This window comes from Vibrio mexicanus (genome assembly GCF_001012815.1).
GTDB lineage: Bacteria > Pseudomonadota > Gammaproteobacteria > Enterobacterales > Vibrionaceae > Vibrio > Vibrio mexicanus.
In genome coordinates, this window is sequence record NZ_JYJP01000027.1 from 62,328 (window position 1) to 84,680 (window position 22,353).

The window sequence follows — 22,353 nt, forward strand, 5'->3', positions numbered from 1 at the left end:
TCGTTATCCTGCTTATCAACAAACAATGGAACCTTCACAATCATGCTCCTTTTTTAATCTATTTCTATAAGGAGAATAAAATTGATTTTGAAGAGAATATTGATTGCATTTGCGATCGTTTTTAGTTTATCTCAGGTGTCATTTGCTGCAGAAAACACAACTAAGCCTGAACTGGAAGGTATCGAGATTACAGTCAATGTCAACCAGGCGGGGGCAGAAGAACTTGCGGCGTTGCTATCGGGTGTTGGGATTTCTAAAGCGAAGGCAATTGTGGAATATCGCGACAAAGTGGGTAAGTTTGCTTCAGCCGATGATCTCATCAATGTAAAAGGTATTGGTGAGTCAATTGTTGAAAAGAACAGAGCAAGAATTAAGTTGTAGTCACTTGCTAAGTTTCAGTGAGGCGCTGAAGTTAAGCGCCTTTCAACATCAATTCAGTAGAATTGCCTGTATAACTTCCTATCGCTTACGTATATAATTCTGCGTCGATAAATGCTCAGGTATATGTACCTTTGCAACTGATAACAACGTGGAGTTGAAGATGTCCCCTCATACACCTGTCGTTACCGTAGATGGCCCCAGTGGTGCAGGTAAAGGCACACTATGCATGCTGTTAGCTGATAAGCTAGGTTATCAGCTACTCGATTCAGGCGCGATCTATCGTGTATTAGCGCTTGCAGCGATCCATCACGGTCTAGACCTTGAGTCAGAAGATGCCCTTGTTCCTATGGCGACACACCTCGATGTTCAGTTTGTCGCAGAAGGTGACCTAGTTAAAGTCATTCTTGAAGGCGAAGATGTCTCTCGTGAGTTGCGTAAAGAAGAAACGGGCATGGCGGCTTCAAAAGTAGCCGCACTTCCACGTGTTCGAGAGGCATTGTTACGTCGACAAAGAGCATTTGCCGAAGGTGAAGGTCTAGTCGCAGATGGTCGAGACATGGGTACTGTTGTATTCCCATCCGCTGAAGTGAAAATCTTCTTAGATGCGAGTGCTCATGAGCGTGCAACGAGACGGCTTAAACAGTTGCAAGATAAAGGGTTAGATGTTAAATTTGACGACCTTTTGAGCGAGATCCAAGAGCGAGACGATAGAGATCGTAATCGCCCAGTGCTCCATTACGCCCTGCAGAGGATGCGCTCGTGCTTGATTCTACTTCGATGACTATCGAACAAGTGGTAGAAGAAGCACTGAAATATATTGAATCTAAGTTGGCAGAGTAGTCTATACTCTGTCAGCACAGAACGTCGGTCGCAAGGATGATGATTGGCGAATTTAATAACCCCATGCGGTAGGATACCCGTGGACGTTTAATTTATTGAAGATTAAATAAATGACTGAATCTTTTGCTCAACTCTTTGAAGAGTTTCTAAACGAAACAGAATTCCAACAAGGCAGCATCGTTAAAGGTACTGTAGTAGCTATCGAGAACGGTTTCGTTCTTGTTGACGCTGGTCTTAAGTCTGAATCTGCTATCCCTGCTGAACAGTTCAAGAACGCTGCTGGCGAACTTGAAGTTGAAATCGGCGCTGAAGTAGACGTAGCTCTAGACGCTGTTGAAGATGGTTTCGGTGAGACTCAACTTTCTCGTGAGAAAGCTAAGCGTCACGAAGCTTGGATCGTTCTTGAGAAAGCTTACGAAGAAGCTGAAACTGTTGTTGGTATCATCAACGGTAAAGTTAAAGGCGGTTTCACTGTTGAACTAAACGGTATCCGTGCTTTCCTTCCAGGCTCTCTAGTAGACGTACGTCCAATCCGCGACACTGCTCACCTAGAAAACAAAGAGCTAGAGTTCAAAGTTATTAAACTTGACCAGAAGCGTAACAACGTAGTTGTTTCTCGCCGTGCAGTTATCGAATCTGAAAACAGCGTTGAGCGTGATGAGCTTCTTGAAACTCTACAAGAAGGTAGCGAAGTTAAAGGTATCGTTAAGAACCTTACTGACTACGGTGCGTTCGTTGATCTTGGTGGCGTTGATGGCTACTACACATCACTGACATGGCTTGGAAGCGCGTTAAGCACCCTTCTGAGATCGTTAACGTTGGTGACGAGATCCAAGTTAAAGTTCTTAAGTTCGACCGTGAGCGTACTCGCGTATCACTAGGTCTTAAGCAGCTAGGCGAAGATCCATGGGTAGCAATCGCTAAGCGTTACCCAGAAGGTCACAAGCTTTCTGGTCGTGTTACTAACCTTACTGACTACGGCTGCTTCGTTGAAATCGAAGAAGGCGTTGAAGGTCTAGTACACGTTTCTGAAATGGATTGGACTAACAAGAACATCCACCCATCTAAAGTTGTTAATGTTGGCGACGAAGTTGAGGTTATGGTTCTTGAAATCGACGAAGAGCGTCGTCGTATCTCTCTAGGTCTGAAACAGTGTAAAGCTAACCCATGGCAGTCATTCGCTGAAGCTCAAGCTAAAGGCGACAAAGTTACTGGTAAGATCAAGTCTATCACTGACTTCGGTATCTTCATCGGTCTAGAAGGCGGCATCGATGGTCTAGTTCACCTATCTGACATCTCTTGGAACGTTCCAGGTGAAGAAGCTGTACGTGAGTACAAGAAAGGTGACGAGATCTCTGCAGTTGTTCTAGCAGTAGATGCTGAGCGTGAGCGTATCTCTCTAGGCGTTAAGCAAATGGAAAATGACCCATTCAATGCTTACGTTGCTGAAAACAAGAAAGGTACTCTTGTAAACGGTACAGTAACTGCAGTTGACGCTAAAGGCGCAACAGTAGAGCTAGTTGACGGCGTTGAAGGTTACATCCGCGCTTCTGAAGTATCACGCGACCGCGTTGAAGATGCTTCTCTAATCCTAAGCGCTGGTGACAGTGTTGAAGCTAAGTTCACAGGTGTAGACCGTAAGAACCGCGTAATCAACCTATCTATCAAAGCTAAAGACGAAGCTGAAGAGCAAGAAGCAATGGCTTCACTGAACAAGTCTGAAGAAGGCGCGTTCGGTAACGCTATGGCTGACGCTTTCAAAGCAGCTAAAGGCGAGTAATAGACGTCTTAGAAAAGGAGCCGTAAGGCTCCTTTTTTTTGCTTAAAATTCAGTGCTTATCTCAATAAACGGATTAATTTAGCCCGATAAACTTGAACCTCGGCTAACTAAATCTACACTTATCGTATTGATATTGATCCAAGTGATGGATTTTTAACAATAATTTACTTTCAGTGTTTGTTGGAATCAGCATTACTTACTATAATGAGTAAAAAAATACTCGATGAGGAAAACTATGACTAAGTCGGAACTAATTGAAAGGCTTTGTGCTGAACAAACTCACTTATCAGCCAAAGAAATTGAAGATGCAGTGAAAGATATCCTAGAGCATATGGCATCAACTTTGGAAGAGGGTGACCGTATTGAGATTCGTGGTTTTGGCAGCTTCTCTCTCCACTACAGAGAGCCTCGTGTAGGCCGAAACCCTAAAACGGGTGATAAGGTTGAGTTAGAGGGCAAGTACGTTCCTCATTTCAAACCAGGTAAGGAACTTAGAGAGCGCGTTAATAACAGCCTCTAATTCAGTTTAGATACAAAAAGCGGCATGCTAGTTTAGTGTGCCGCTTTTTATTACTTAGATAGTTAGCTCTAATCGTGGTTTGTTTGGGCGTTTTGCTGCATAATCAAGGCGGAATACCCAATAAGGTGATGAGTAATGAAAATTATAAAAATCGTTGTAGTCCTTGCATTATTTCTTATCGCATTAGCGTTAGGCTCGCAAAATCAAGCAGTTGTCACATTTAACTACTTATTGGCTCAAGGTGACTTCCACCTCTCAACACTGTTGGGTGTTGTTTTCGTTAGCGGTTTTGTCTTGGCCTGGGTTATCTTTGGTAGCCTGTACCTCAAGTCCCAGCATCAAGTTCGTAAACTCAATAAAAAATTGAAAAAAGTTTCAGGGCCAGAAGTGGTCGCTGAGAGCAAGGCTTAAAATCGAAAGGCTTTCTACTGAATGTTAGAGATACTCTTCTTGCTGTTACCTATCGCCGCCGCCTATGGCTGGTATATGGGTAATCGTAGTGCTCAGCAAGATAAGCAGAATCAATCCAATCAAATTTCTCGTCAATACGTAACGGGTCTAAACCTACTTCTATCTGATCAGTCAGACAAGGCGGTCGATCACTTCATTGAACTGCTTCAGGTCGACAATGAAACGATTGATACTCACCTCGCTTTGGGTAACCTGTTTCGATCACGAGGCGAGGTTGATCGCGCTATTCGCATTCACCAAAATCTAATTTCACGCTCGGGCTTGAGCATTGATCAGAAAAATATTGCGCTGCAACAGTTAGCAAAAGACTACATGGTGTCCGGCTTTTTGGACCGAGCAGAGCGTATCTTTGAGCAGCTAGTGGATGAGCCCGATCATAAAGAGCAAGCCTTACAGCAGTTAGTATCCATTTACCAGCAGACTCGAGAATGGAACAAAGCGATTCATTATGCGTCGATGTTGGTGAAGTCTGGTAAGCGACGTATGAAGCTTTCTATTGCTCATTTTTGGTGTGAACTGGCTATCTTGTCTCAGTCTGATGGCGACCGTGCAAAAGCGATACATCAGTTTGAGCAAGCATTAAAAGAAGACCCGAAGTGTGTTCGAGCTAGTATCTCATTGGGTAGGTTGTATCTTGAAGCTGAAGACTACAAAACAACGATCAAGTACATGGAGAGTGTGCTTGAGCAAGATGTCGATTTCGTCGGTGAAGTACTTCCTACGTTAGCAGAGTGCTATCATCACCTCGGTATTGAAGACCAACTTTTGGAGTTCTTAAAGGCGTGTATGGCGCGTAAAGCTGGTGTATCTACTGAGCTGATGCTCGCGCAGATAGTCGCACAACATGAAGGTGTGACCGCGGCTCAAGAATTTCTTACTCGCCAGTTGATTAAGAACCCGACCATGAAAGGCTTCTATCGCCTAATGGACTATCATCTTGCTGATGCGGAAGAGGGTAGGGCGAAAGCAAGTTTAACCACATTACAGAAAATGGTTGGCGAACAGCTTAAGGTTAAGCCGCATTATCGATGCCGTAAATGTGGGTTTTCGACTCATTCGCTTTATTGGCACTGCCCATCGTGTAAAGGTTGGGGAACCATTAAACCAATTCGCGGATTGGATGGAGAATAGTAACGATGCAGCTTATAATAGGCTGCATTTTTTGTATCAACTCACCGTATAACCACTATTAGGAGATGAAATGATCGACCAAAAAGTCATTGTGGCACTGGATTACGACAATCAAAATGACGCACTTGCATTCGTAGATCGTATTGACCCAAGTTCTTGTCGTTTAAAAGTAGGTAAAGAGATGTTTACCTTGTTTGGTCCTGATTTCGTTAAAGAGTTGCACAAACGTGGGTTTTCCGTTTTCCTAGACCTTAAGTTTCACGACATCCCAAATACTTGCTCTAAAGCGGTACGCGCTGCTGCGGAAATGGGTGTATGGATGGTGAATGTTCACGCGAGTGGTGGTGAGCGAATGATGGCGGCGTCACGCGAAATCCTAGAACCTTATGGCAAAGATCGTCCCCTACTTATTGGCGTGACAGTTTTGACGAGTATGGAACAAAGTGACCTACGTGGTATTGGCTTAGATTTAGAGCCGAAAGAGCAAGTGATTCGCTTGGCCACTCTAACTAAAAACTCAGGTTTAGACGGTGTGGTGTGTTCAGCACAGGAAGCTTCTATGCTGAAGAGTGAGCTAGGCCAAGAGTTCAAACTGGTCACTCCAGGCATTCGTCCTGCAGGCGCAGCTGTAGGTGATCAAAAACGTATCATGACGCCAGCGGACGCGATTCAAGCGGGTTCTGACTACCTAGTTATCGGCCGTCCTATTACGCAAGCGCCAGACCCAGCTACTGTTCTTGCTGAGATTAATGCAAGCTTAGCCTAAATTGACCCCCTTCTTTTAAGCCAGCGTCGCTGGCTTTTTTAGCTTGGTCTAACCGTGCTTCTAGGCTTAAGCAAAGGGGGACTTCAGAGTTAGGCCGGAGATCCGCTGTGAAACTTAAAATCTTGATCTGGCGAAGTGATTAGCTCTGCTTCTACTTTGCCGAAGTAGTCGATTCGCTCAGAAATATCTTCACCTGCGATCTCCTGTGCTAGAGAAAGATAGTCTTCATAGTGTCGTGCTTCTGAGCGAAGCAATGAAATGTAGAATTTAGCGATATCGTCGTCTAGGTGTGGGGCCAGTTTTGCGAAACGCTCACAAGAGCGAGCTTCAATATAGCCACCGATAATCAGTTTATCGACCAGTGTTTGGGCTCATGAGTCGCCATTTTCGATAACATACCTTTTGCGTATCGGCTTGCCGGAACAGGCTCATAGGCTATGCCTTTCTTTTCCATGATCTCCAATACTTGGTAGAAGTGATGTAACTCTTCTTTTATCAGAAGTACCATCTTATCGATTAGATCTTGGCTATACGGTGAATCGGACTTCGCCATAATGGTTTTAGAAATCTGACTCTTCCCCTTCAAGGTTTCTAGGCTGCCTGTTTTGCGATAAGCAAAGTCTTCATAAGGCTTGAACCAGTCTAAAAGCGTGGTGGCACTTTGAGGGGCAATAGCATACTTTCTGATGAGCAGCATCGCTGACTGACCTGCTTTCAATTCACACAACAAGTGGTCAATAAGAATGGTTTTAAGGTTGCTTGGTTTTTTCGCTTCATCAATCCAACTCTGGGGTGTTTCGCAATGAAGGAATTGATGAATAGGAGTCAGTAAATCTTGGTATTTTTCTAGCATGTTGACCACATAAAACAAAGGCCGCATTTGCGGCCTTACTGCTATTGTTAATTACGGTGTAAATAGTTAAAGGGCGACTACCACTTTTTCTTCTGTCCAAATAGCGCGTCCATATCGTCTTCGCGCTCTTTTTCTTCCATCTGTTGGAGCTCTTCTGCGCTTTTCGATTGACGCTTTTGCTCAAGTTCATCGTACATCTTCTGAAGTTGTTCTCGAGCCTGATTGGAGTAGTTGTCGTTTTTAGTACTTAGAGCGTCAAGGCCCTTACGCAGAAGTTGTACTGCCGTACCCGGTTGACCGCGAACGATTGCATCCTTCGCACGTTTGATAACATTTTCGATATTAATACGAACTTGAATGGTTTCTAAGCGAGCATTTTCTTCAACATAGGCTTGGGTATCAAAACGGCCTTTGTTGTGCTCACTGCGAATAGTGTCTCTTAATCGCTTCACCAACTTCAGCATCATGATTGCTTGCTTATCGCTGGTTGGTGTTTTGAAAGGCGTACTTTCCGCGCCGTTGTGATTGTCTTGAAGCTGTTTGATCTGCTGCTTCATATTTTCAATGCGTTGAGCCAGCTGTTTGTTCTTAGGATCTAGCTCAAACATGCTTTCGAGCGCATCTAGAATTCGCACGTTCAAACAGATCAATAGAGCCTTGCTAAATGGCATGTGATGAGCGTTGCCAATAAGGTCTTCTGTCGCATCGATAATAGCTACATGCCTAGCGCTTTCCTGCTTCTTCGCTGTTTCTACTTTTACTTTGTATTGCAGCATGATGTTGTAGCCAAGGACGAGCACTAGCAAGACGGCTACTAACGCAATGATCAAACCAATATTCATAAATTCCGTATCTTATATTGAATGGCTAATCGGTAAGGATACACGAATCTTCGCGCACGCAGTACCAGAAAATAGGGCTTCATTATTATTACGTGATAAGACGTTAACTCTAAGCAAAACCCCTACTGTAAACAATAAATTGCGCACTGGATTGCAAAAAATACCTATGCGAATCAAATTGAGCGCAGATCCTTGTCGAGATGAGTCATTTTTCGCTGTTAATTAAGTGTATAACACGTTATAACTAATAATTATAAACTATCATAAAAATTGCGGCATATTGCATCTGCATAAACCTTTCTATTTAGATAATAGACATAAAGCGGTTTTTTGGGAGTTTTCTACAAGGGATTGAACACGAGGTCAAAGATGAAATTACAGCAACTGAAGTATATCGTAGAAGTTGTAAACCATAACTTGAACGTCTCGGCGACAGCAGAGAGCTTTATACTTCACAGCCGGGTATCAGTAAACAAGTTCGATTATTGGAAGACGAACTTGGTATTCAAATATTTGAACGTAGTGGTAAGCATCTAACTCAGGTTACAAACGCTGGTGAAGACATCATTCGAATCTCACAAGAGATTTTGTCGCGCGTAGAAAGTATCAAAGCCGTTGCCGGCGAGCATACTCATCCAGAGATTGGTACGCTGAACATATCTACGACTCATACTCAGGCACGCTACGCTTTACCTGACGTCATTAAAGGCTTTACTGCTCGTTATCCGAAAGTTTCTCTTCACATGCACCAAGGAACGCCGAGTCAGATGTCTGAGGCTGTTGCTAAAGGTACGGCTAACTTTGCAATCGCAACAGAAGCGCTTCATCTATACCAAGATGCCATCATGCTCCCTTGTTACCATTGGAATCGCTCTATCGTCGTTCCTAAAGATCACCCACTTGCACGCAAGAGCCATGTATCGATTGAAGATCTGGCTGCATACTCATTGGTGACATACGTATTTGGTTTTACTGGGCGTTCGGAGCTAGATACTGCTTTCAATAAAGTAGGTCTAACGCCACGAGTCGTGTTTACGGCAACGGATGCCGATGTCATCAAGACTTACGTTCGGATGGGTATTGGTGTGGGTGTGATTGCCAGCATGGCAATTGATGAAAGCCTCGATACAGACTTAGTGGCGATTGATGCTAGCCATATCTTTGGTTCAAGCACTACCAGTATTGGGTTCCGCCGCGGGACTTTCTTGCGTTCGTACATGTATGATTTTATGGAGCGTTTCGCCCCACACCTAACAAGACCTGTCGTAGAGCAAGCGATTTCCCTGAAATCAAACAGTGAGATTGAAGAGATGTTTAAAGACATCGACTTGCCTGTACGATAGAGAACTTTGCTGTTGATGAACGTCACTGTTTATTGACAGCTAATGGCTTCCCTCTACAATGCGCAAAGTGAGTGGGGGAAGCATGAAACAGCAATTTAAAATACTCGATACATTTCTATCTGACCATCAAGACTATTGGCGTTTTGAGCCCTTCCATCAAAGCTTATTCGATTTACTTCCTTGGCATGATACTCACCCTGAACTTTGTCAGTGGCTAATCAATCTCTTACCAAAAGAGATCGAACACTTTAAGTCTGAGCCCGCGGAACTCGTCGCTCAATTTCAAGGTTTTTTGCCCGAGGTCGTTGCCGTTAATGACATTTGCAACGTCGAGGCTGCAGAGGTCGAGGATCTTGCACTTCCGACGGGACTAGATAATGGCATTCCTGGTCGAAAACTGAATCAAATCGTCGCAATGGGCAGCGCGGCTATCGGGCAACATCAGGGCTCTGAGTGGCTTGAATGGTGCTCGGGTAAAGGCTTTTTAGGGCGAATCCTTGCTCACGAAACTCAACAGCCAGTAACGAGTTTCGAATTTCAGCAGCCTTTATGTGAGCGAGGTCAGGCTGACGCCGATGCAATGAAGCTCGATATGACCTTTGTTCAAGGTGATGCGTTGTCAGACACTTCGCGTGCCGTGTTTAACTGCAATCAGCATGCGGTCGCACTGCATGCTTGCGGAGATCTTCACGTTTCCTTAATCAGCAAAGGTGTTGATGCCCAGTTGCCCGCTATGACCTTATCGCCTTGCTGCTATCACTTGATACAAACAGAACGTTACAAGCCAATGTCAGATGTAGCGAAAGCGTCATGTTTGTCTCTGACTAAAGCGGAACTGCGCATTCCTCTTCAGGAAACCGTCACCGGCGGGGCGCGTGTTCATCGTCATCGTAATTTAGAGATGAGGTTTCGTCTTGGTCTCGATTTGCTACTTCGCGAAACGTTAGGCATATCCGAGTACGTACCTGTACCAAGTATCAAGAAATCGCAATTAGATGAGGGCTTTGAAGCGTTTTGTTTATGGGCTGCTGAAAAGAAGGGTTTTAACCTTACTGGCGTCGATTTTCAATATTACTTAGAAAAAGCGGAAGCGCGCTTTTGGAACATGGAGCGATTAAGCCTGGTTCAGCAGATTTTCCGTCGCCCATTAGAGCTTTGGCTTGCGCTAGATAAGTCTCTATATCTTGAGCAAAATGGCTATCAAGTCAGTATTAAACAGTTCTGCTCGCGCGAAGTGACGCCACGTAACCTCCTAATTCACGCAGAAAAAACGTCTTGAAGGGCTACCTAACTCAAACTTTGTTGCTTTTTTGTTAAATCTCACTTTCCTTTGCAATAGCTTGCTGATAATAATGGTTGTACAGAAATTGGACTGTATCTGTACGGCTATTTGCCGAACCACCTAAATATAGTGGCTGACTTCAAGGAGTTAAGATGAAAGCACGCAAAGCGATCGTGGCGGCAGTATTATCTGGCGTTGCACTTATTTCTTCACCAATCGTAAGCGCTGAAACTGCGAAAGTAGCGGTTTCACAGATTGTAGAGCATCCAGCGTTAGATGCTGCGCGTCAGGGTTTGCTGGATGGTTTAAAAGCGCAAGGTTATGAAGAGGGCAAGAACCTAGAGTTTGACTATAAAACGGCGCAAGGTAACCCTGCGATTGCGGTGCAAATTGCTAGGCAGTTTGTCGGCGAGAAGCCCGATGTCTTAGTGGGAATTGCTACCCCCAGTGCGCAAGCTTTGGTTTCATCTACCCGCAGTATCCCTGTTGTCTTTACCGCAGTTACTGACCCAATTGGTGCTAAATTAGTGAAGCGCATGGAGCAGCCGGGTAAAAACGTGACGGGTCTGTCGGATCTCTCTCCTGTTGAGCAGCACGTTGAACTCATTAAAGAAATTCTACCAAACGCCAAATCCATTGGTGTGGTTTACAACCCAGGTGAGGCGAATGCAGTAACACTCGTCGCTCTGTTAAAAGAAAGCGCCAAAGCGCATGGGCTATCGGTTGTGGAAGGAACAGCGCTTAAGAGTGCGGATGTTCAGTCCGCGACTCAAGCAATTGCCGCTAAATCTGATGTTATCTATGCGCCAACTGATAACACTGTGGCGAGCGCGATTGAAGGTATGATCGTTGCGGCAAATCAATCCAAGACACCCGTTTTCGGCGGAGCAACTTCCTACGTTGAAAAAGGCGCAATTGCGAGTTTAGGTTTCGATTACTATCAAGTTGGTGTTCAAACGGCAGATTATGTTGTGGCCATTTTGCAAGGTAAACAGCCAGGCGCATTGGATGTGAAAGTTGCGCAAGGTTCTGACTTGGTGGTTAACACCAGTGCGAGTCAATCACTAGGTATCACACTACCTGAGTCATTAGTCTCACGTGCGACTACCGTGAATAAGTAGGGCGATAGCCATGTTTGAAGCCAGCAGCGTAACTGCTGGCTTTGATTGTTGGTAAAGGAGTTATCATGTCCGCTTTTGCGTTTTTTGGTGCATTAGAAATCGGCCTCGTTTATGGACTAGTTGCGCTAGGTGTCTATCTTACTTTCCGTGTTCTCGATTTTCCTGACTTAAGTGTTGATGGCAGCTTTCCGATGGGAGCCGCGGTAGCAGCGACAGCGATCGTATCTGGCATAAACCCGTGGTTGGCGACGGCGATGGCGATTATGGCTGGTGCCATGACGGGCTGGGTCACTGCATTTCTTGCTGTGCGATGCGGGATTCTTCATCTACTGGCTTCAATTCTGACCATGATTGCGGCGTTTTCGATCAATATTCGTATTATGGGCCGCCCGAACATCGCTCTCTTAGGTGAGGATACAATCTTAACCCCGTTCGAGATGTTAGGAGATGCTTTGTACATACGCACACTGGTGGTTGGCGTCTTAGTATTAATCTCGGCTTGGGGCGTTATTCGACTTTTGAACAGTGATTTTGGTCTGGGGTTAAGAGCGACCGGTGTGAATGCACGTATGGTGTCTGCTCAAGGCGGCAGCACGTCATTTTATACCTATTTCTGTTTGGCGCTCTCCAATGGTTTTGTTGGATTTGCGGGAGCTTTATTTGCCCAAACAAACAGTTTTGCTGATGTCACATCGGGTGTTGGTACGATTGTTGTCGGTCTCGCGGCGGTGATCTTGGGTCAAACCTTAATCCCAGGCAGAAAAATCTGGGTTGCGGTTGTGGCGGTGATTGTTGGATCTGTACTTTACAGATTGGCGGTTGCCTTTGCATTGAGCTCTGGCATGTTTGGATTGCAAGCCTCTGATCTTAATCTAGTTACGGCCGTCTTGGTTGCTGTTGCACTGATCGCCCCCAAGATAAAGAGCAATATTCAATCTAAGAAACGCGCTCAGTCGAGTGCTGAGAAAGCCAAGATTTAGCATCGGGAGGTAACAAAGAATGATCGCGTTAGAAGATATTCAAGTGACCTTTAACCCAGGCACTATATTGGAAAACCGTGCTCTCAAAGGTGTGTCGTTAGAGGTGCCGGAGCATGAGTTTTTAACCGTGATTGGCTCTAACGGTGCAGGTAAATCAACTTTGCTGGGCGCTGTGACGGGTGAAACGCCTATGCTTGGTGGTCGAGTTCTTATCGATGGAACTGACGTTACACACCTTACCGTTGACCAAAGGGCTAAGCAGTGTGCACGTGTGTTTCAAGACCCGCTAGCGGGAACCTGTGGCGATCTTACCATCGAAGAAAACATGGCTCTTGCTTACATGCGTGGTAAAAGACGTGGCTGGACGCTTTCACTGTCAAGTAAGCGTAGAAAGCTCTTTCAAGAGCGCATCAGCATATTAGGTTTAGGGTTAGAAGATCGTTTGAGTGACAATATTGGTCTTTTGTCGGGTGGTCAGCGTCAGGCGGTTAGTCTGGTTATGGCAACGCTGTCAGAAAGCAAATTGCTGCTGCTTGACGAGCACACTGCGGCGCTCGATCCAAGAATGGCGGCTTTTATTATCGATTTGACGAAAAAGATCGTGAAAGAGTTCAACCTAACAGTAATGATGGTGACTCATTCAATGAAAGACGCTTTGGCGTGTGGCGATCGCACAGTGATGCTCCATCAAGGAGAGGTGGTGTTAGACGTTGCTGGTGAGCAACGAGCAAACATGCAGGTGCCTGACTTGCTAGAAATGTTTAGTAAGGTGCGTGGTGAAGAGCTTGCCGACGACAGTTTATTACTGAGTTAGGTGACAAGGTATTGAGCGAGAATTAAAAAGCCAGAACCGACGAACGGTTCTGGCTTTTTCGATTCTGTTTCCAATTTAGGTAAATGCCGCTTGGTTAATCGACAGCTTCTAACTGAAGCTCAGTGCGATATTTCTCAATGTAGTCAACGATAGGTTGCGCCTTGTTAAAGGTGCGAATCTCTCTAAATAGTTGAGCTGCTTCTGGGTATTGCTGTCTCAAGTACGCAAACCACTGTTTAACGCGGTTTGGATAATAAAGGCCTTTGTCGCCCTTCATTTCGTATTGAGAATAAACGATCAGCAAATCTACGACATCTTTCCACGGCATGATGGTTTGGTTGTGTTTTACCACGTTGCCGAGGTTAGGCACGTTGAACGCACCACGACACACCATTAAAGAATCAACACCCGTTGTTTTAATGCACGCTTGACCATCTTCGTAGTTCCAGATCTCGCCGTTAGCAATCAAAGGTAAAGAGGTTCTTTGACGGATCTGATTGATGTAGTCCCATTTAATTTCACTGGCTTTGTAGCCGCCTGCTTTTGTGCGAGCATGAACCGTCAGCTCATCTGCACCAGCTTTTTCAATGGCATCGACGATCTCAAAACAGTCGTCAGGGTTTTCCCAGCCTAATCGAATCTTGGCCGAAACTGGGATATGAGAAGGCACCGCTTCACGGCACGCTTTGACAACGTTATGAATAATGTCTGGGTGTTGAAGCAGGGCTGCGCCACCGCGGCTGCGATTCACAAGCTTCGCTGGGCAACCGAAGTTAATATCGACGCCACGAGCGCCCAGCTCCGCCGCACGCAGAGCATTTTCTGCCATCCATTCAGGATGCTGACCTAATAGCTGAATATGAACAGGCACACCTGATTTGGTCTGCGAGCCTTGTTCAAGTTCAGGACATAGCCGATAAAACACATGGTCGGGAAGTTTCCTGTCGATAACACGAACAAATTCAGTGACGCAAAGATCATAGTCGTTGAGATCGGTTAAGATCTCTCTCATCAAATGATCCAGTACGCCCTCCATCGGGCCTAATATAACTCTCATGAAATGTTGCTCGTGTAACTCAGGAGGCGCGATTGTAGTGGGTTCTGATGATATTGTCACCTTTGGCTTCATCCACTAGAGACAATTTAAAGTTAGATAAGTTTGAAAGAAACATATCGAGTTAAAGTTAGGTATAATGCGCAGCATTACAATAGATTTATCAGAGCTACTTCATGACTTACCAACTTCTTTCTCTCGATAGCGACACACACAACGAGTCAACCTTCTTCATCGAAGGGGCCGTGCTGTGTGCAAACTTTGCTGCGAAACCGCTCGATCCGGAGTCTTGGTTAGAGAGCGTGTTGGGTGACTCCGCCAGTGATTTGAAAGAGTCGGTAGTGAGTCAAATCCATGCACAGTTCAACTTACTAAAGCGCAGCGAATACTCACTGCTTTCGCTTGTCGAAGGTGATAGCAAGCAAGAGAACCTTGCTGACTTTGCTGAAGGTTTTATGACACTCTGGCCGACGGTGGAAGAGCAGTGGTCTGAGTTTCAAATTGGTGACGGCACAATGCGTATGCTGCAAGGCTTGCTCACGACTCTGATGTTGGCGATTGATGAAGCATCTACTCAGGAGCAGATGAAACTAGCGGGTATTGATAATCCGCCAAACCTTGCAGACATGGTTGAGCAAATCGATGTCATGGTGACAGAAGTTGCGCACGCTGCAGACGAGTTGATGGTTGGTGGGAAGAGCCAAAGTGTGAACCCATTTAAAGACATCGGTCGTAACGATCCATGCCCATGTGGCAGTGGTAAGAAATTTAAACAGTGTTGTGGTAAAGCTTGATTTTCAAACTTTGTCATTTTGAATGAGAGATAGGGAGTAAGTGAACTTCTTCGCTCATTTGCTTTCAAAATAACTCAGCATTCAAGTAGAAAGTAATCAGAACAATCCGTTGACGATACTAAATCGGCAAGTGCTAAGATAACCCTATACCGACGTCGAGTGAGGCACTTACTCGACGTGCATTAATCGGAGTATTTAATGAACAAAGTTTTCTCGTTAGTCGTAGCTAGCATTACGGCCGCAAGTTTTTCAGTATTCGCAGGGCCAAAAGAGGAACTGAGCGAGCGTTTGTCGCTCAATGATGGGTTCAGCGCTACGTTTGACCAGCAGGTGATCAGCCAGAAGGGGAGATTGTCATGGAAGGGCAGGGAAGTGTCGAGATCGCTCGCCCTAGCTTGTTCCGTTGGGAAACCACGTTACCAGATGAAAACCTACTGGTGTCTGATGGCAAAACACTGTGGTATTACAGCCCATTCATCGAGCAGGTGAGTATTTTTTGGCAAGAACAAGCGGCTGAGCAAACGCCGTTTGTGCTACTGACTCGCAATCAAGAGAGTGATTGGGAAAACTATGTCGTTACACAGCAAGACGATCGATTCACGCTTGCTCCCAAATCTGAGTCTTCGAATCAAGGTCAGTTCCAAATTGATATTGACGAGAAGGGCGTGGTGAAAGGCTTCAATATCATCGAGCAAGATGGTCAACGTGGCCTATTTGTGTTTGAAAACGTAGAGTTGAATAAGCCAAAAGCGGATCGATTTACTTTTGTTATTCCAGACGGCGTAGAAGTTGACGATCAAAGGAATTGATCTTGAGTAACTACAGTTTAGATTTCGGCTCAGAAGAAGATTTTCGCCCGCTTGCGGCGAAAATGCGCCCGACGACCATAGAGCAATATATCGGTCAAACTCATATCTTGGGCGAGGGAAAACCTTTGCGCAAAGCGCTTCAAGCTGGCCATATTCATTCTATGATCTTGTGGGGTCCGCCAGGTACAGGAAAAACCACGCTTGCGGAAGTGGCGGCCAACTACGCTAATGCAGAAGTCGAGCGAGTATCAGCTGTGACTTCCGGGGTGAAGGATATTCGCGCAGCGATTGAAAGAGCGCGAGAGAATAAACTGGCTGGCCGTCGTACTATTTTGTTTGTAGACGAAGTCCATCGCTTCAATAAATCTCAGCAAGATGCTTTTCTTCCACACATTGAAGATGGCACCGTAACGTTTATTGGCGCAACAACCGAAAACCCGTCGTTTGAACTTAACAACGCACTGCTCTCGCGAGCACGTGTTTACAAGCTTACCTCGTTATCGACACAAGAAGTGCTCGATGCTTTGAATGAGGCGATTCAAGACCCAGAGCGAGGTCTTGGTAAAGTCGAAGCCCACTTCAATGACAATACTCTTGAACGCTTGGCTGAGCTGGTGAACGGCGATGCAAGAATGTCACTCAACTATCTAGAACTGCTGTATGACATGGCAGAAGAAGATGAAAAAGGCGTTAAGCAAATTACATTGCCGCTGCTGGCGGAAGTGGCGGGTGAGAAAGTGTCTCGCTTTGATAACAAGGGCGATATTTGGTACTACTTGATTTCAGCTGTGCATAAGTCTATCCGAGGCTCTAACCCTGACGGCGCTTTGTACTGGAGTGCACGAATGATCACGGCGGGTTGTGATCCCCTGTACATCGCTCGCAGGCTTTTGGCTATTGCCTCTGAAGACATCGGCAATGCCGACCCACGTGCAATGCAAGTCGCCATGGATGCTTGGGACTGTTTTACTCGAATTGGCCCGGCAGAGGGTGAGCGTGCAATTGCACAAGCAGTCGTGTACCTTGCGTGCGCACCAAAAAGTAATGCAGTGTATAACGCTTGGAAGCAAGCTCTTCGGGATGCCAGAGACCTTCCTGAGTATGAAGTGCCCCATCATTTGCGTAACGCGCCGACCAGCTTAATGAAAGACATGGGCTATGGGGCAGAGTACCGATATGCTCATGATGAGCCTGGAGCGTATGCGGCTGGTGAAAGGTATTTACCGCCAGAAATGAGCGATACTCGTTACTATATTCCTCAAAACAGAGGCTTGAGACCAAAATTGGCGAAAAGTTAGATTACTTGGCTACTTTAGACGCAAAAAGCCCACAAAAGCGCTATGAAAAATAGCGTCTTTTCGTTATCTTTACGGTGACAAAGTTTCAATAACGGATGAAAGGTTTTCATCCGTTTTTTAATAACCCCAAAGCATAGGATTAACAATGCTGGATTCTAAATTACTTCGTACAGAGCTGGATGAAACAGCTGCAAAACTGGCGCGTCGTGGCTTTAAGCTAGACGTAGAGGCTATCCGTGAACTTGAAGAACAACGCAAGTCCATTCAAGTAGAAGTTGAAAATTTACAATCCACTCGTAACTCCATCTCTAAGCAGATCGGCCAAAAAATGGCTGCTGGCGACAAAGAGGGTGCTGAAGAGATCAAAAAGCAGATCGGTACGCTAGGTAGCGATCTTGAAGCGAAGAAAGTTGAGCTGGCTGAGATTCAAACTAAGCTTGAAGACATCACACTGTCTGTGCCTAACTTACCTGCTGACGATGTGCCAGACGGTAAAGACGAAGAAGACAACGTAGAAGTTTCTCGTTGGGGCACGCCAAAGTCTTACGACTTTGATGTGAAAGATCACGTAGACTTAGGTGAAATGGGCGATGGCTAGATTTCGCGAGCGCGACAAAGATTACTGGTGCACGTTTCATCGTAATGAAAGGTCAGTTTGCACGCCTACACCGTGCGATTGCTCAGTTCATGCTAGATCTTCATACAGAAGAGCACGGTTACACTGAAATGTACGTACCATACCTAGTGAATGCAGACAGCCTATACGGTACCGGTCAGCTTCCTAAGTTTGGTAAAGATCTTTTCCACACAGAGCCTTTAGAAGAGAAGGCGAGTGATGAAGAACCACGTCGTCTATCGCTGATCCCAACGGCAGAAGTACCAGTAACCAACATGGTTCGTGACACAATTTCTGATGAAGCGGATCTACCACTTAAGATGACGGCGCACACTCCTTGTTTCCGCTCTGAAGCAGGTTCTTACGGTCGTGACACTCGTGGTCTTATCCGTATGCACCAATTCGATAAAGTGGAACTGGTTCAAATCACTAAACCAGAAGATTCAATGGATGCGCTAGAAGAACTAACAGGTCACGCTGAGAAAGTTCTACAACTTCTAGAGCTTCCTTACCGTAAAGTGGTTCTATGTACTGGTGATATGGGCTTCGGTGCTCGTAAGACTTACGACCTAGAAGTATGGGTACCAGCGCAAGAGACGTACCGTGAAATCTCATCTTGCTCAAACATGTGGGACTTCCAAGCTCGTCGTATGCAGGCACGCTTCCGTCGTAAAGGCGAGAAGAAACCAGAGCTTGTACACACTCTAAACGGTTCAGGTCTAGCGGTTGGTCGTACTATGGTTGCGATTTTAGAGAACAACCAAGAAGCGGATGGCCGTATTGCTATTCCAACAGCGCTACAGAAATACATGGGTGGCGCGACACACATCGGTTAATCACTGATTGTTCCGAAAGCCGCTTATCGCCGGCTTTTTTGTGCCTCAAATAAATAGAACATGTTATTGATTAATCGATGCTTAATCGGCACACTTTCTTGAGTAGTCGAGGCGTGTGGCGCATCAGAGAATAAATGGAATTGAAATGAGCAGTATCATTGAATGTATTCGCACCGTAGGACGCGGTGAACGAGGAAGGAAGCCGCTAAGTTTTGAGCAGGCTTATCAAGTAATGGATGAATACTTAGATGGGCAAGTCGGCGATGATCAAATGGCGATGTTGCTAATGCTGATCCGTGTCCAGAATGAAACGAATGCCGAGATTGCAGGCTTTGTAAAAGCGTTCCAATCACGAGTACCAGACTTAGGCGCTGATATTGATTGGCCTTGCTATGCGGGTAAACGTGCTTCAGCAGGTAAGCTTGGCACTTGCTTGCGGCAAAGATCCTAGCCAACGCAGGATATAAGACCTTGATGCATGGATACTATGATGGCGCATCGGATCGTGAACACGCAGTGAACTATTTGGAAGAGCTGGGTATTCAGAAGGCATCTTCGCCAGAAGAAGCGAAAGCGATCATGGAACGTGATGGCATTGCTACTTACCTCTGGAAGCGTTTGCCCCACAAGCGAAGACGATGATTGCATGGCGAGCTCGTTATGGTTTGAGAACGCCGATAAATACCGTTGTACGCGCGTTGAATCCGGGTGGTGCGAAACTGGGTATCCGAGGAAGTTATCACCCAGGCTTTCAGCAGTTACATGCTGAAGTTGAGAATGTGATGGGTAAAACCTCCCATGGTGTAATCTCGTTTAAAGGACTATCTGGCGAGTCAGAATACAACCCGAAAGTGAGTCAGACCGTTTGGTTGAGCCATAATGAAGGCGTTGAATCCCATTATTGGGAAGAGCAGATGTCAGAAGAGCTGCCTAGTACGAATCGAGACCGTATGGGTACGCCTGTGGAAGATAATGAGCTAATGGCTAATACTGTTGTTTCGACAATGGCCGCATTGTTGTTCACTGAAACAAACGATCGAGAGTTAGCGAACAGTAAAGCGCTGTCTTTATGGGAAGCTTACTGCAAAGACCAGTAAGGCTGAGCCAGACAAAAACAGAAAAGGCGCATCATGCGCCTTTTTGTTGTTGCTATTGTTACTATCGGAAAGTGAGATTTCTCTTAGCCACAACACTTCTTAAATTTCTTGCCACTTCCACAGATACAAGGGTCGTTTCGGCCTACCTTAATAGAACTCACTGGCGTGTTCAGAAGCGCTTGCTGAGGTTCAAGCTCTTGCACAGGTTCGGAATCTGGAAAAGTGCCGTCAATGTAAAACCATTGACCATTCTCTCGCACGAATCTCGAGCGCTCTTGCATGCAATACTCCTGACCATCGTCAGCGAAGTAAGCTTTAAACGTCACAAAGCCTTCATCTGAATGACTACTAGGCTCAGTAGAGAGCACTTCCAGTTTAAGCCAATTACTATTAATCGACTCTTCAATACCTTCGCGTTGAGAAGCAGCATCGCAACTAGGGTGATAGGTTTCGATAACATAGTCGACCAAACCAAGCGCGTGAGCACTGTATCGCGAGCGCATCAGTGCTTCAGGTGTTTGAGCTTGGGTTGGGTTAGCATGAATAGGTTCACAGCATTGCTGGTAGCTAAGTTGCGAACCACAAGGGCATTGGCTCATGGTTATTCTCTAAAAATGTACTTTTGGCATAGTGTACATTTTTATCTAGTGAACAACAGAAAGAATTTCTTGTGTCCACTGAACGGATTTGTCGTAGCAATCTTTGAGAGTCTGCTCTGACAGTTCAAGTTCCTCACTTAGGCTAACCACTTGATCCCAATCTGCTTTCTCGTAGCAAATAGCAAGGTCTAGGATTTGACCCAACGTGCCTTTTCTTTCGATGAGTGCGTCTTTTACCGCCTCATCGATGGCGATTTTTTGCAGTAGTTGATCCAGTGGCTGATCTAATAAACTATCAAGCAGCGAGAACATTCCGGTTAGAAACGCAGAACCTTCTTCCCCTTTGGTATCAAACTGAGACCAGATTAACTCACAGTAGCGTGCTCTTTGTATCGACAGACCGTATAAATAATCTGGTTTCGAGTCTTGAGTTGAGGCAATCGCGACCAAAGAGATGAACTTCCTTAGCTTCTCTTCGCCTAGATAAACCAGAGCCTGCTTAAAGGATTGAATCCTAGTCGAGATATGACTTGAAGAGTTCACAAAGGAAAGCAGTTTGTAGGAAAGCGAAACGTCTTGTGAGACCAGTTCTTCGATTGAACGGTAATCAATTTCACTCTTAGACACTTCCTTACACAGCTGAACAATAGTAAGAAACGAAGGCTCGAGAGACTTACTTTGAATCAGCTCAGGCTTACTAAAAAAGTAGCCCTGAAAGTACTTAAATCCGGCTTGCTTCGCGAGCGAAAACTCTTCGTGAGTTTCCACTTTCTCAGCAAGGAACTCAATTTTAGTGGCTTTGAGTTTTTGGATAAATCGCTGCGCTTTCTCAATAGATACGATTCTAATATCGAACTTAATGATAGAGACGTAAGGTAGAAACTTTTTCCACTCAGGGCTCGGTACAAAGTCATCGAGCGCAATGGTGTAGCCCGCGTGATACATTTCCCTAACGGCTTCAAGAAGATCATCTGTCGGTTGGCAATCTTCGAGAATTTCGACCACTAGATTGCTTGCGGGAAAGAGAGTCGGCACGCGATTGATTAAGCTTTGATACGGGAAATTAACGAAACCTAAATTGTCACCTAGTGTGCTGTAGTGAGTAGACAGAAAGTGATCAGAAAGCAGTTTGCTCGTTGCTTGATCCGCATCGATTTCAGGAAAGGTGTTCTTAGGCCCGTCGCGGAACAGCAGCTCATATCCGATGGTTTTCTTATCGCAGTCTAAAATGGGCTGCCTAGCAATATATGAATACTTCAATGTGCTTTCTATCTATCCAATTGATGTGTTTGATGATAGTGATTTCAAGGAATTAATCTTTGAGTTGATTCAAAGAAAACTCAAACGAAAGATCTAATTGCTGCGAAATGGTCGGTTTTGCAGCTCAAATCCTTTTTGATCATAGACCAATACTGAGCCTTGTGTGTACCAATCCCCAAGTACGATGCGCTGTTTGGGCACCGATTCGCTTTGAATCTCATGCACGGCAGGCCTGTGAGTGTGGCCATGAATCATTAAATCGACATCATGATGTGCCATAACTCTGACTACCTCTTCGGGTGTCACATCCATAATCTCAAGGGATTTTGATTGTTTGTCCTGTTTGATATCAGATTGCACCTTGCTGACGATTCTTTTCTTAATGAAAAATGGAATGCGATTGAATACCCACTGTAGCCAAGGCTGGTGGACCTTCTTGCGGTACTCCAAATATTTCACATCGCGAGTACATAATGTATCGCCATGCAGAACGACCGCTTTTCTTCCGTATAGGTCGATGACCGTCTCGTCACCAAGCAACTGCACGCCGGTTTTTTGGGCGAAACGTTTCCCTACCAAAAAATCGCGATTTCCTTGCGTGAAGTAGCAAGGAACACCCGAGTCAGTTAGGCGTTTAAATTCATCTCGAATTTGCTGCGCAAAGTCTGAAGTGTCATCGTCACCGATCCAAAACTCAAACAAATCACCCAGTACGTACAGGGCATCGGCGTGGATCGCTTCCGTTCGCATAAATTGAGTAAAACAGTCGGTGATTTCTGGAGCTTGCGGGGTGAGGTGAAGATCGGAAATAAATAACGTAGTCATAGGAGGTATAAAGGCCTTAGAAGAAGGAGAGCATATCCATG

At 45.4% G+C, this 22,353-nt stretch carries 15 protein-coding genes and 8 pseudogenes; 17 read left to right on the top strand and 6 right to left on the bottom strand.

Translation table 11 applies throughout. From position 1 onward, the window contains the following. Nucleotides 1-114 precede the first annotated feature (114 nt). The 7 genes and pseudogenes from UA76_RS05235 (at nucleotide 115) to pyrF (ending at nucleotide 5,889) form a co-directional block, all read left to right on the top strand. On the top strand, nucleotides 115-381 hold the full coding sequence (locus UA76_RS05235; protein ID WP_420340899.1) for a ComEA family DNA-binding protein: 267 nt from the start codon (nucleotides 115-117) through the stop codon (nucleotides 379-381). A gap of 160 nt (nucleotides 382-541) precedes the next feature. Then, nucleotides 542-1,221, top strand: a pseudogene (gene cmk / locus UA76_RS05240) ((d)CMP kinase). Nucleotides 1,222-1,331: 110 nt separating this feature from the next. Beyond that, nucleotides 1,332-3,001: pseudogene (gene rpsA, locus UA76_RS05245) on the top strand (30S ribosomal protein S1). Between the two features lie 235 nt (nucleotides 3,002-3,236). Continuing rightward, complete coding sequence (gene ihfB, locus UA76_RS05250; RefSeq protein ID WP_047043774.1) at nucleotides 3,237-3,521, top strand: integration host factor subunit beta; 285 nt, start codon at nucleotides 3,237-3,239, stop codon at nucleotides 3,519-3,521. Between the two features lie 135 nt (nucleotides 3,522-3,656). Further along, nucleotides 3,657-3,932: a LapA family protein gene (locus UA76_RS05255; protein WP_047043776.1), complete on the top strand. Its 276-nt coding sequence runs from the start codon at nucleotides 3,657-3,659 to the stop codon at nucleotides 3,930-3,932. Nucleotides 3,933-3,953: 21 nt separating this feature from the next. Continuing rightward, on the top strand, nucleotides 3,954-5,123 hold the full coding sequence (gene lapB / locus UA76_RS05260; RefSeq protein ID WP_047043778.1) for a lipopolysaccharide assembly protein LapB: 1,170 nt from the start codon (nucleotides 3,954-3,956) through the stop codon (nucleotides 5,121-5,123). Between the two features lie 70 nt (nucleotides 5,124-5,193). Continuing rightward, on the top strand, nucleotides 5,194-5,889 hold the full coding sequence (pyrF, locus tag UA76_RS05265; RefSeq protein ID WP_047043780.1) for an orotidine-5'-phosphate decarboxylase: 696 nt from the start codon (nucleotides 5,194-5,196) through the stop codon (nucleotides 5,887-5,889). Between the two features lie 89 nt (nucleotides 5,890-5,978). On the opposite strand, the pseudogene miaE reads toward pyrF, so the two are convergent. Both miaE and UA76_RS05275 read right to left on the bottom strand, forming a co-directional pair. Beyond that, nucleotides 5,979-6,742, bottom strand: a pseudogene (gene miaE, locus UA76_RS05270) (tRNA isopentenyl-2-thiomethyl-A-37 hydroxylase MiaE). A 77-nt stretch (nucleotides 6,743-6,819) separates the two neighbouring features. Next, entirely contained in the window at nucleotides 6,820-7,584 is a 765-nt protein-coding gene (locus UA76_RS05275) for a hypothetical protein (protein ID WP_047043781.1), read from the bottom strand. A 369-nt stretch (nucleotides 7,585-7,953) separates the two neighbouring features. Here UA76_RS05275 and cysB point away from each other — a divergent pair. The 5 genes and pseudogenes from cysB (at nucleotide 7,954) to UA76_RS05300 (ending at nucleotide 13,124) form a co-directional block, all read left to right on the top strand. Continuing rightward, nucleotides 7,954-8,927: pseudogene (cysB, locus tag UA76_RS05280) on the top strand (HTH-type transcriptional regulator CysB). Between the two features lie 82 nt (nucleotides 8,928-9,009). Then, a complete protein-coding gene (locus tag UA76_RS05285; RefSeq protein ID WP_047043783.1) occupies nucleotides 9,010-10,206 on the top strand; it encodes a methyltransferase in 1,197 nt (398 codons plus the stop codon). A 155-nt stretch (nucleotides 10,207-10,361) separates the two neighbouring features. Continuing rightward, nucleotides 10,362-11,330 carry an ABC transporter substrate-binding protein gene (locus UA76_RS05290; protein ID WP_047043785.1) on the top strand — a complete coding sequence of 323 codons (969 nt, stop codon included), beginning with the start codon at nucleotides 10,362-10,364 and terminating at the stop codon, nucleotides 11,328-11,330. Nucleotides 11,331-11,395: 65 nt separating this feature from the next. After that, nucleotides 11,396-12,310: an ABC transporter permease gene (locus UA76_RS05295; protein WP_047043786.1), complete on the top strand. Its 915-nt coding sequence runs from the start codon at nucleotides 11,396-11,398 to the stop codon at nucleotides 12,308-12,310. A gap of 19 nt (nucleotides 12,311-12,329) precedes the next feature. Further along, nucleotides 12,330-13,124 carry an ABC transporter ATP-binding protein gene (locus UA76_RS05300; protein ID WP_047043787.1) on the top strand — a complete coding sequence of 265 codons (795 nt, stop codon included), beginning with the start codon at nucleotides 12,330-12,332 and terminating at the stop codon, nucleotides 13,122-13,124. 94 nt (nucleotides 13,125-13,218) lie between these two features. On the opposite strand, the gene dusC is transcribed toward UA76_RS05300, so the two are convergent. Then, nucleotides 13,219-14,181: a tRNA dihydrouridine(16) synthase DusC gene (dusC, locus tag UA76_RS05305; RefSeq protein WP_047043789.1), complete on the bottom strand. Its 963-nt coding sequence runs from the start codon at nucleotides 14,179-14,181 to the stop codon at nucleotides 13,219-13,221. Nucleotides 14,182-14,354: 173 nt separating this feature from the next. On the opposite strand from dusC, the gene UA76_RS05310 reads away from it, so the two are divergent. The 5 genes and pseudogenes from UA76_RS05310 to UA76_RS05330 all read left to right on the top strand — a co-directional run bounded on the left by UA76_RS05310 (nucleotide 14,355) and on the right by UA76_RS05330 (nucleotide 19,628). After that, on the top strand, nucleotides 14,355-14,972 hold the full coding sequence (locus UA76_RS05310; protein ID WP_047043790.1) for an SEC-C metal-binding domain-containing protein: 618 nt from the start codon (nucleotides 14,355-14,357) through the stop codon (nucleotides 14,970-14,972). A 198-nt stretch (nucleotides 14,973-15,170) separates the two neighbouring features. After that, nucleotides 15,171-15,781 (top strand): annotated as a pseudogene (lolA, locus tag UA76_RS05315) (outer membrane lipoprotein periplasmic chaperone LolA). Next, nucleotides 15,778-17,132, top strand: a pseudogene (locus tag UA76_RS05320) (replication-associated recombination protein A). The pseudogenes lolA and UA76_RS05320 overlap by 4 nt, the downstream one beginning before the upstream one ends. 92 nt (nucleotides 17,133-17,224) lie before the next feature. Further along, nucleotides 17,225-18,531 (top strand): annotated as a pseudogene (gene serS, locus UA76_RS05325) (serine--tRNA ligase). 145 nt (nucleotides 18,532-18,676) lie between these two features. Continuing rightward, nucleotides 18,677-19,628 (top strand): annotated as a pseudogene (locus UA76_RS05330) (glycosyl transferase family protein). 83 nt (nucleotides 19,629-19,711) lie between these two features. On the opposite strand, the gene UA76_RS05335 reads toward UA76_RS05330, so the two are convergent. The 3 genes from UA76_RS05335 to lpxH form a co-directional block, all read right to left on the bottom strand. Further along, a complete protein-coding gene (locus tag UA76_RS05335) occupies nucleotides 19,712-20,227 on the bottom strand; it encodes a YchJ family protein (protein WP_047043792.1) in 516 nt (171 codons plus the stop codon). Between the two features lie 45 nt (nucleotides 20,228-20,272). Next, nucleotides 20,273-21,487 carry an EAL and HDOD domain-containing protein gene (locus UA76_RS05340; RefSeq protein ID WP_047043794.1) on the bottom strand — a complete coding sequence of 405 codons (1,215 nt, stop codon included), beginning with the start codon at nucleotides 21,485-21,487 and terminating at the stop codon, nucleotides 20,273-20,275. Between the two features lie 93 nt (nucleotides 21,488-21,580). Continuing rightward, nucleotides 21,581-22,312, bottom strand: a complete 732-nt coding sequence (gene lpxH / locus UA76_RS05345; protein ID WP_047043796.1) for a UDP-2,3-diacylglucosamine diphosphatase — start codon at nucleotides 22,310-22,312, stop codon at nucleotides 21,581-21,583. Between the last annotated feature and the right edge of the window lie 41 nt (nucleotides 22,313-22,353).

Excerpts from the sequence above, each read along its gene's own strand:
- UA76_RS05300 (WP_047043787.1), top strand. The coding sequence starts at position 12,330 with ATGATCGCGTTAGAAGATATTCAAGTGACCTTTAACCCAGGCACTATA.
- UA76_RS05295 (WP_047043786.1), top strand. The coding sequence starts at position 11,396 with ATGTCCGCTTTTGCGTTTTTTGGTGCATTAGAAATCGGCCTCGTTTAT.
- lapB (WP_047043778.1), top strand. The coding sequence starts at position 3,954 with ATGTTAGAGATACTCTTCTTGCTGTTACCTATCGCCGCCGCCTATGGC.
- UA76_RS05285 (WP_047043783.1), top strand. The coding sequence starts at position 9,010 with ATGAAACAGCAATTTAAAATACTCGATACATTTCTATCTGACCATCAA.
- UA76_RS05310 (WP_047043790.1), top strand. The coding sequence starts at position 14,355 with ATGACTTACCAACTTCTTTCTCTCGATAGCGACACACACAACGAGTCA.
- ihfB (WP_047043774.1), top strand. The coding sequence starts at position 3,237 with ATGACTAAGTCGGAACTAATTGAAAGGCTTTGTGCTGAACAAACTCAC.
- UA76_RS05290 (WP_047043785.1), top strand. The coding sequence starts at position 10,362 with ATGAAAGCACGCAAAGCGATCGTGGCGGCAGTATTATCTGGCGTTGCA.
- dusC (WP_047043789.1), bottom strand. The coding sequence starts at position 14,181 with ATGAGAGTTATATTAGGCCCGATGGAGGGCGTACTGGATCATTTGATG.
- UA76_RS05335 (WP_047043792.1), bottom strand. The coding sequence starts at position 20,227 with ATGAGCCAATGCCCTTGTGGTTCGCAACTTAGCTACCAGCAATGCTGT.
- UA76_RS05275 (WP_047043781.1), bottom strand. The coding sequence starts at position 7,584 with ATGAATATTGGTTTGATCATTGCGTTAGTAGCCGTCTTGCTAGTGCTC.
- lpxH (WP_047043796.1), bottom strand. The coding sequence starts at position 22,312 with ATGACTACGTTATTTATTTCCGATCTTCACCTCACCCCGCAAGCTCCA.
- pyrF (WP_047043780.1), top strand. The coding sequence starts at position 5,194 with ATGATCGACCAAAAAGTCATTGTGGCACTGGATTACGACAATCAAAAT.
- UA76_RS05255 (WP_047043776.1), top strand. The coding sequence starts at position 3,657 with ATGAAAATTATAAAAATCGTTGTAGTCCTTGCATTATTTCTTATCGCA.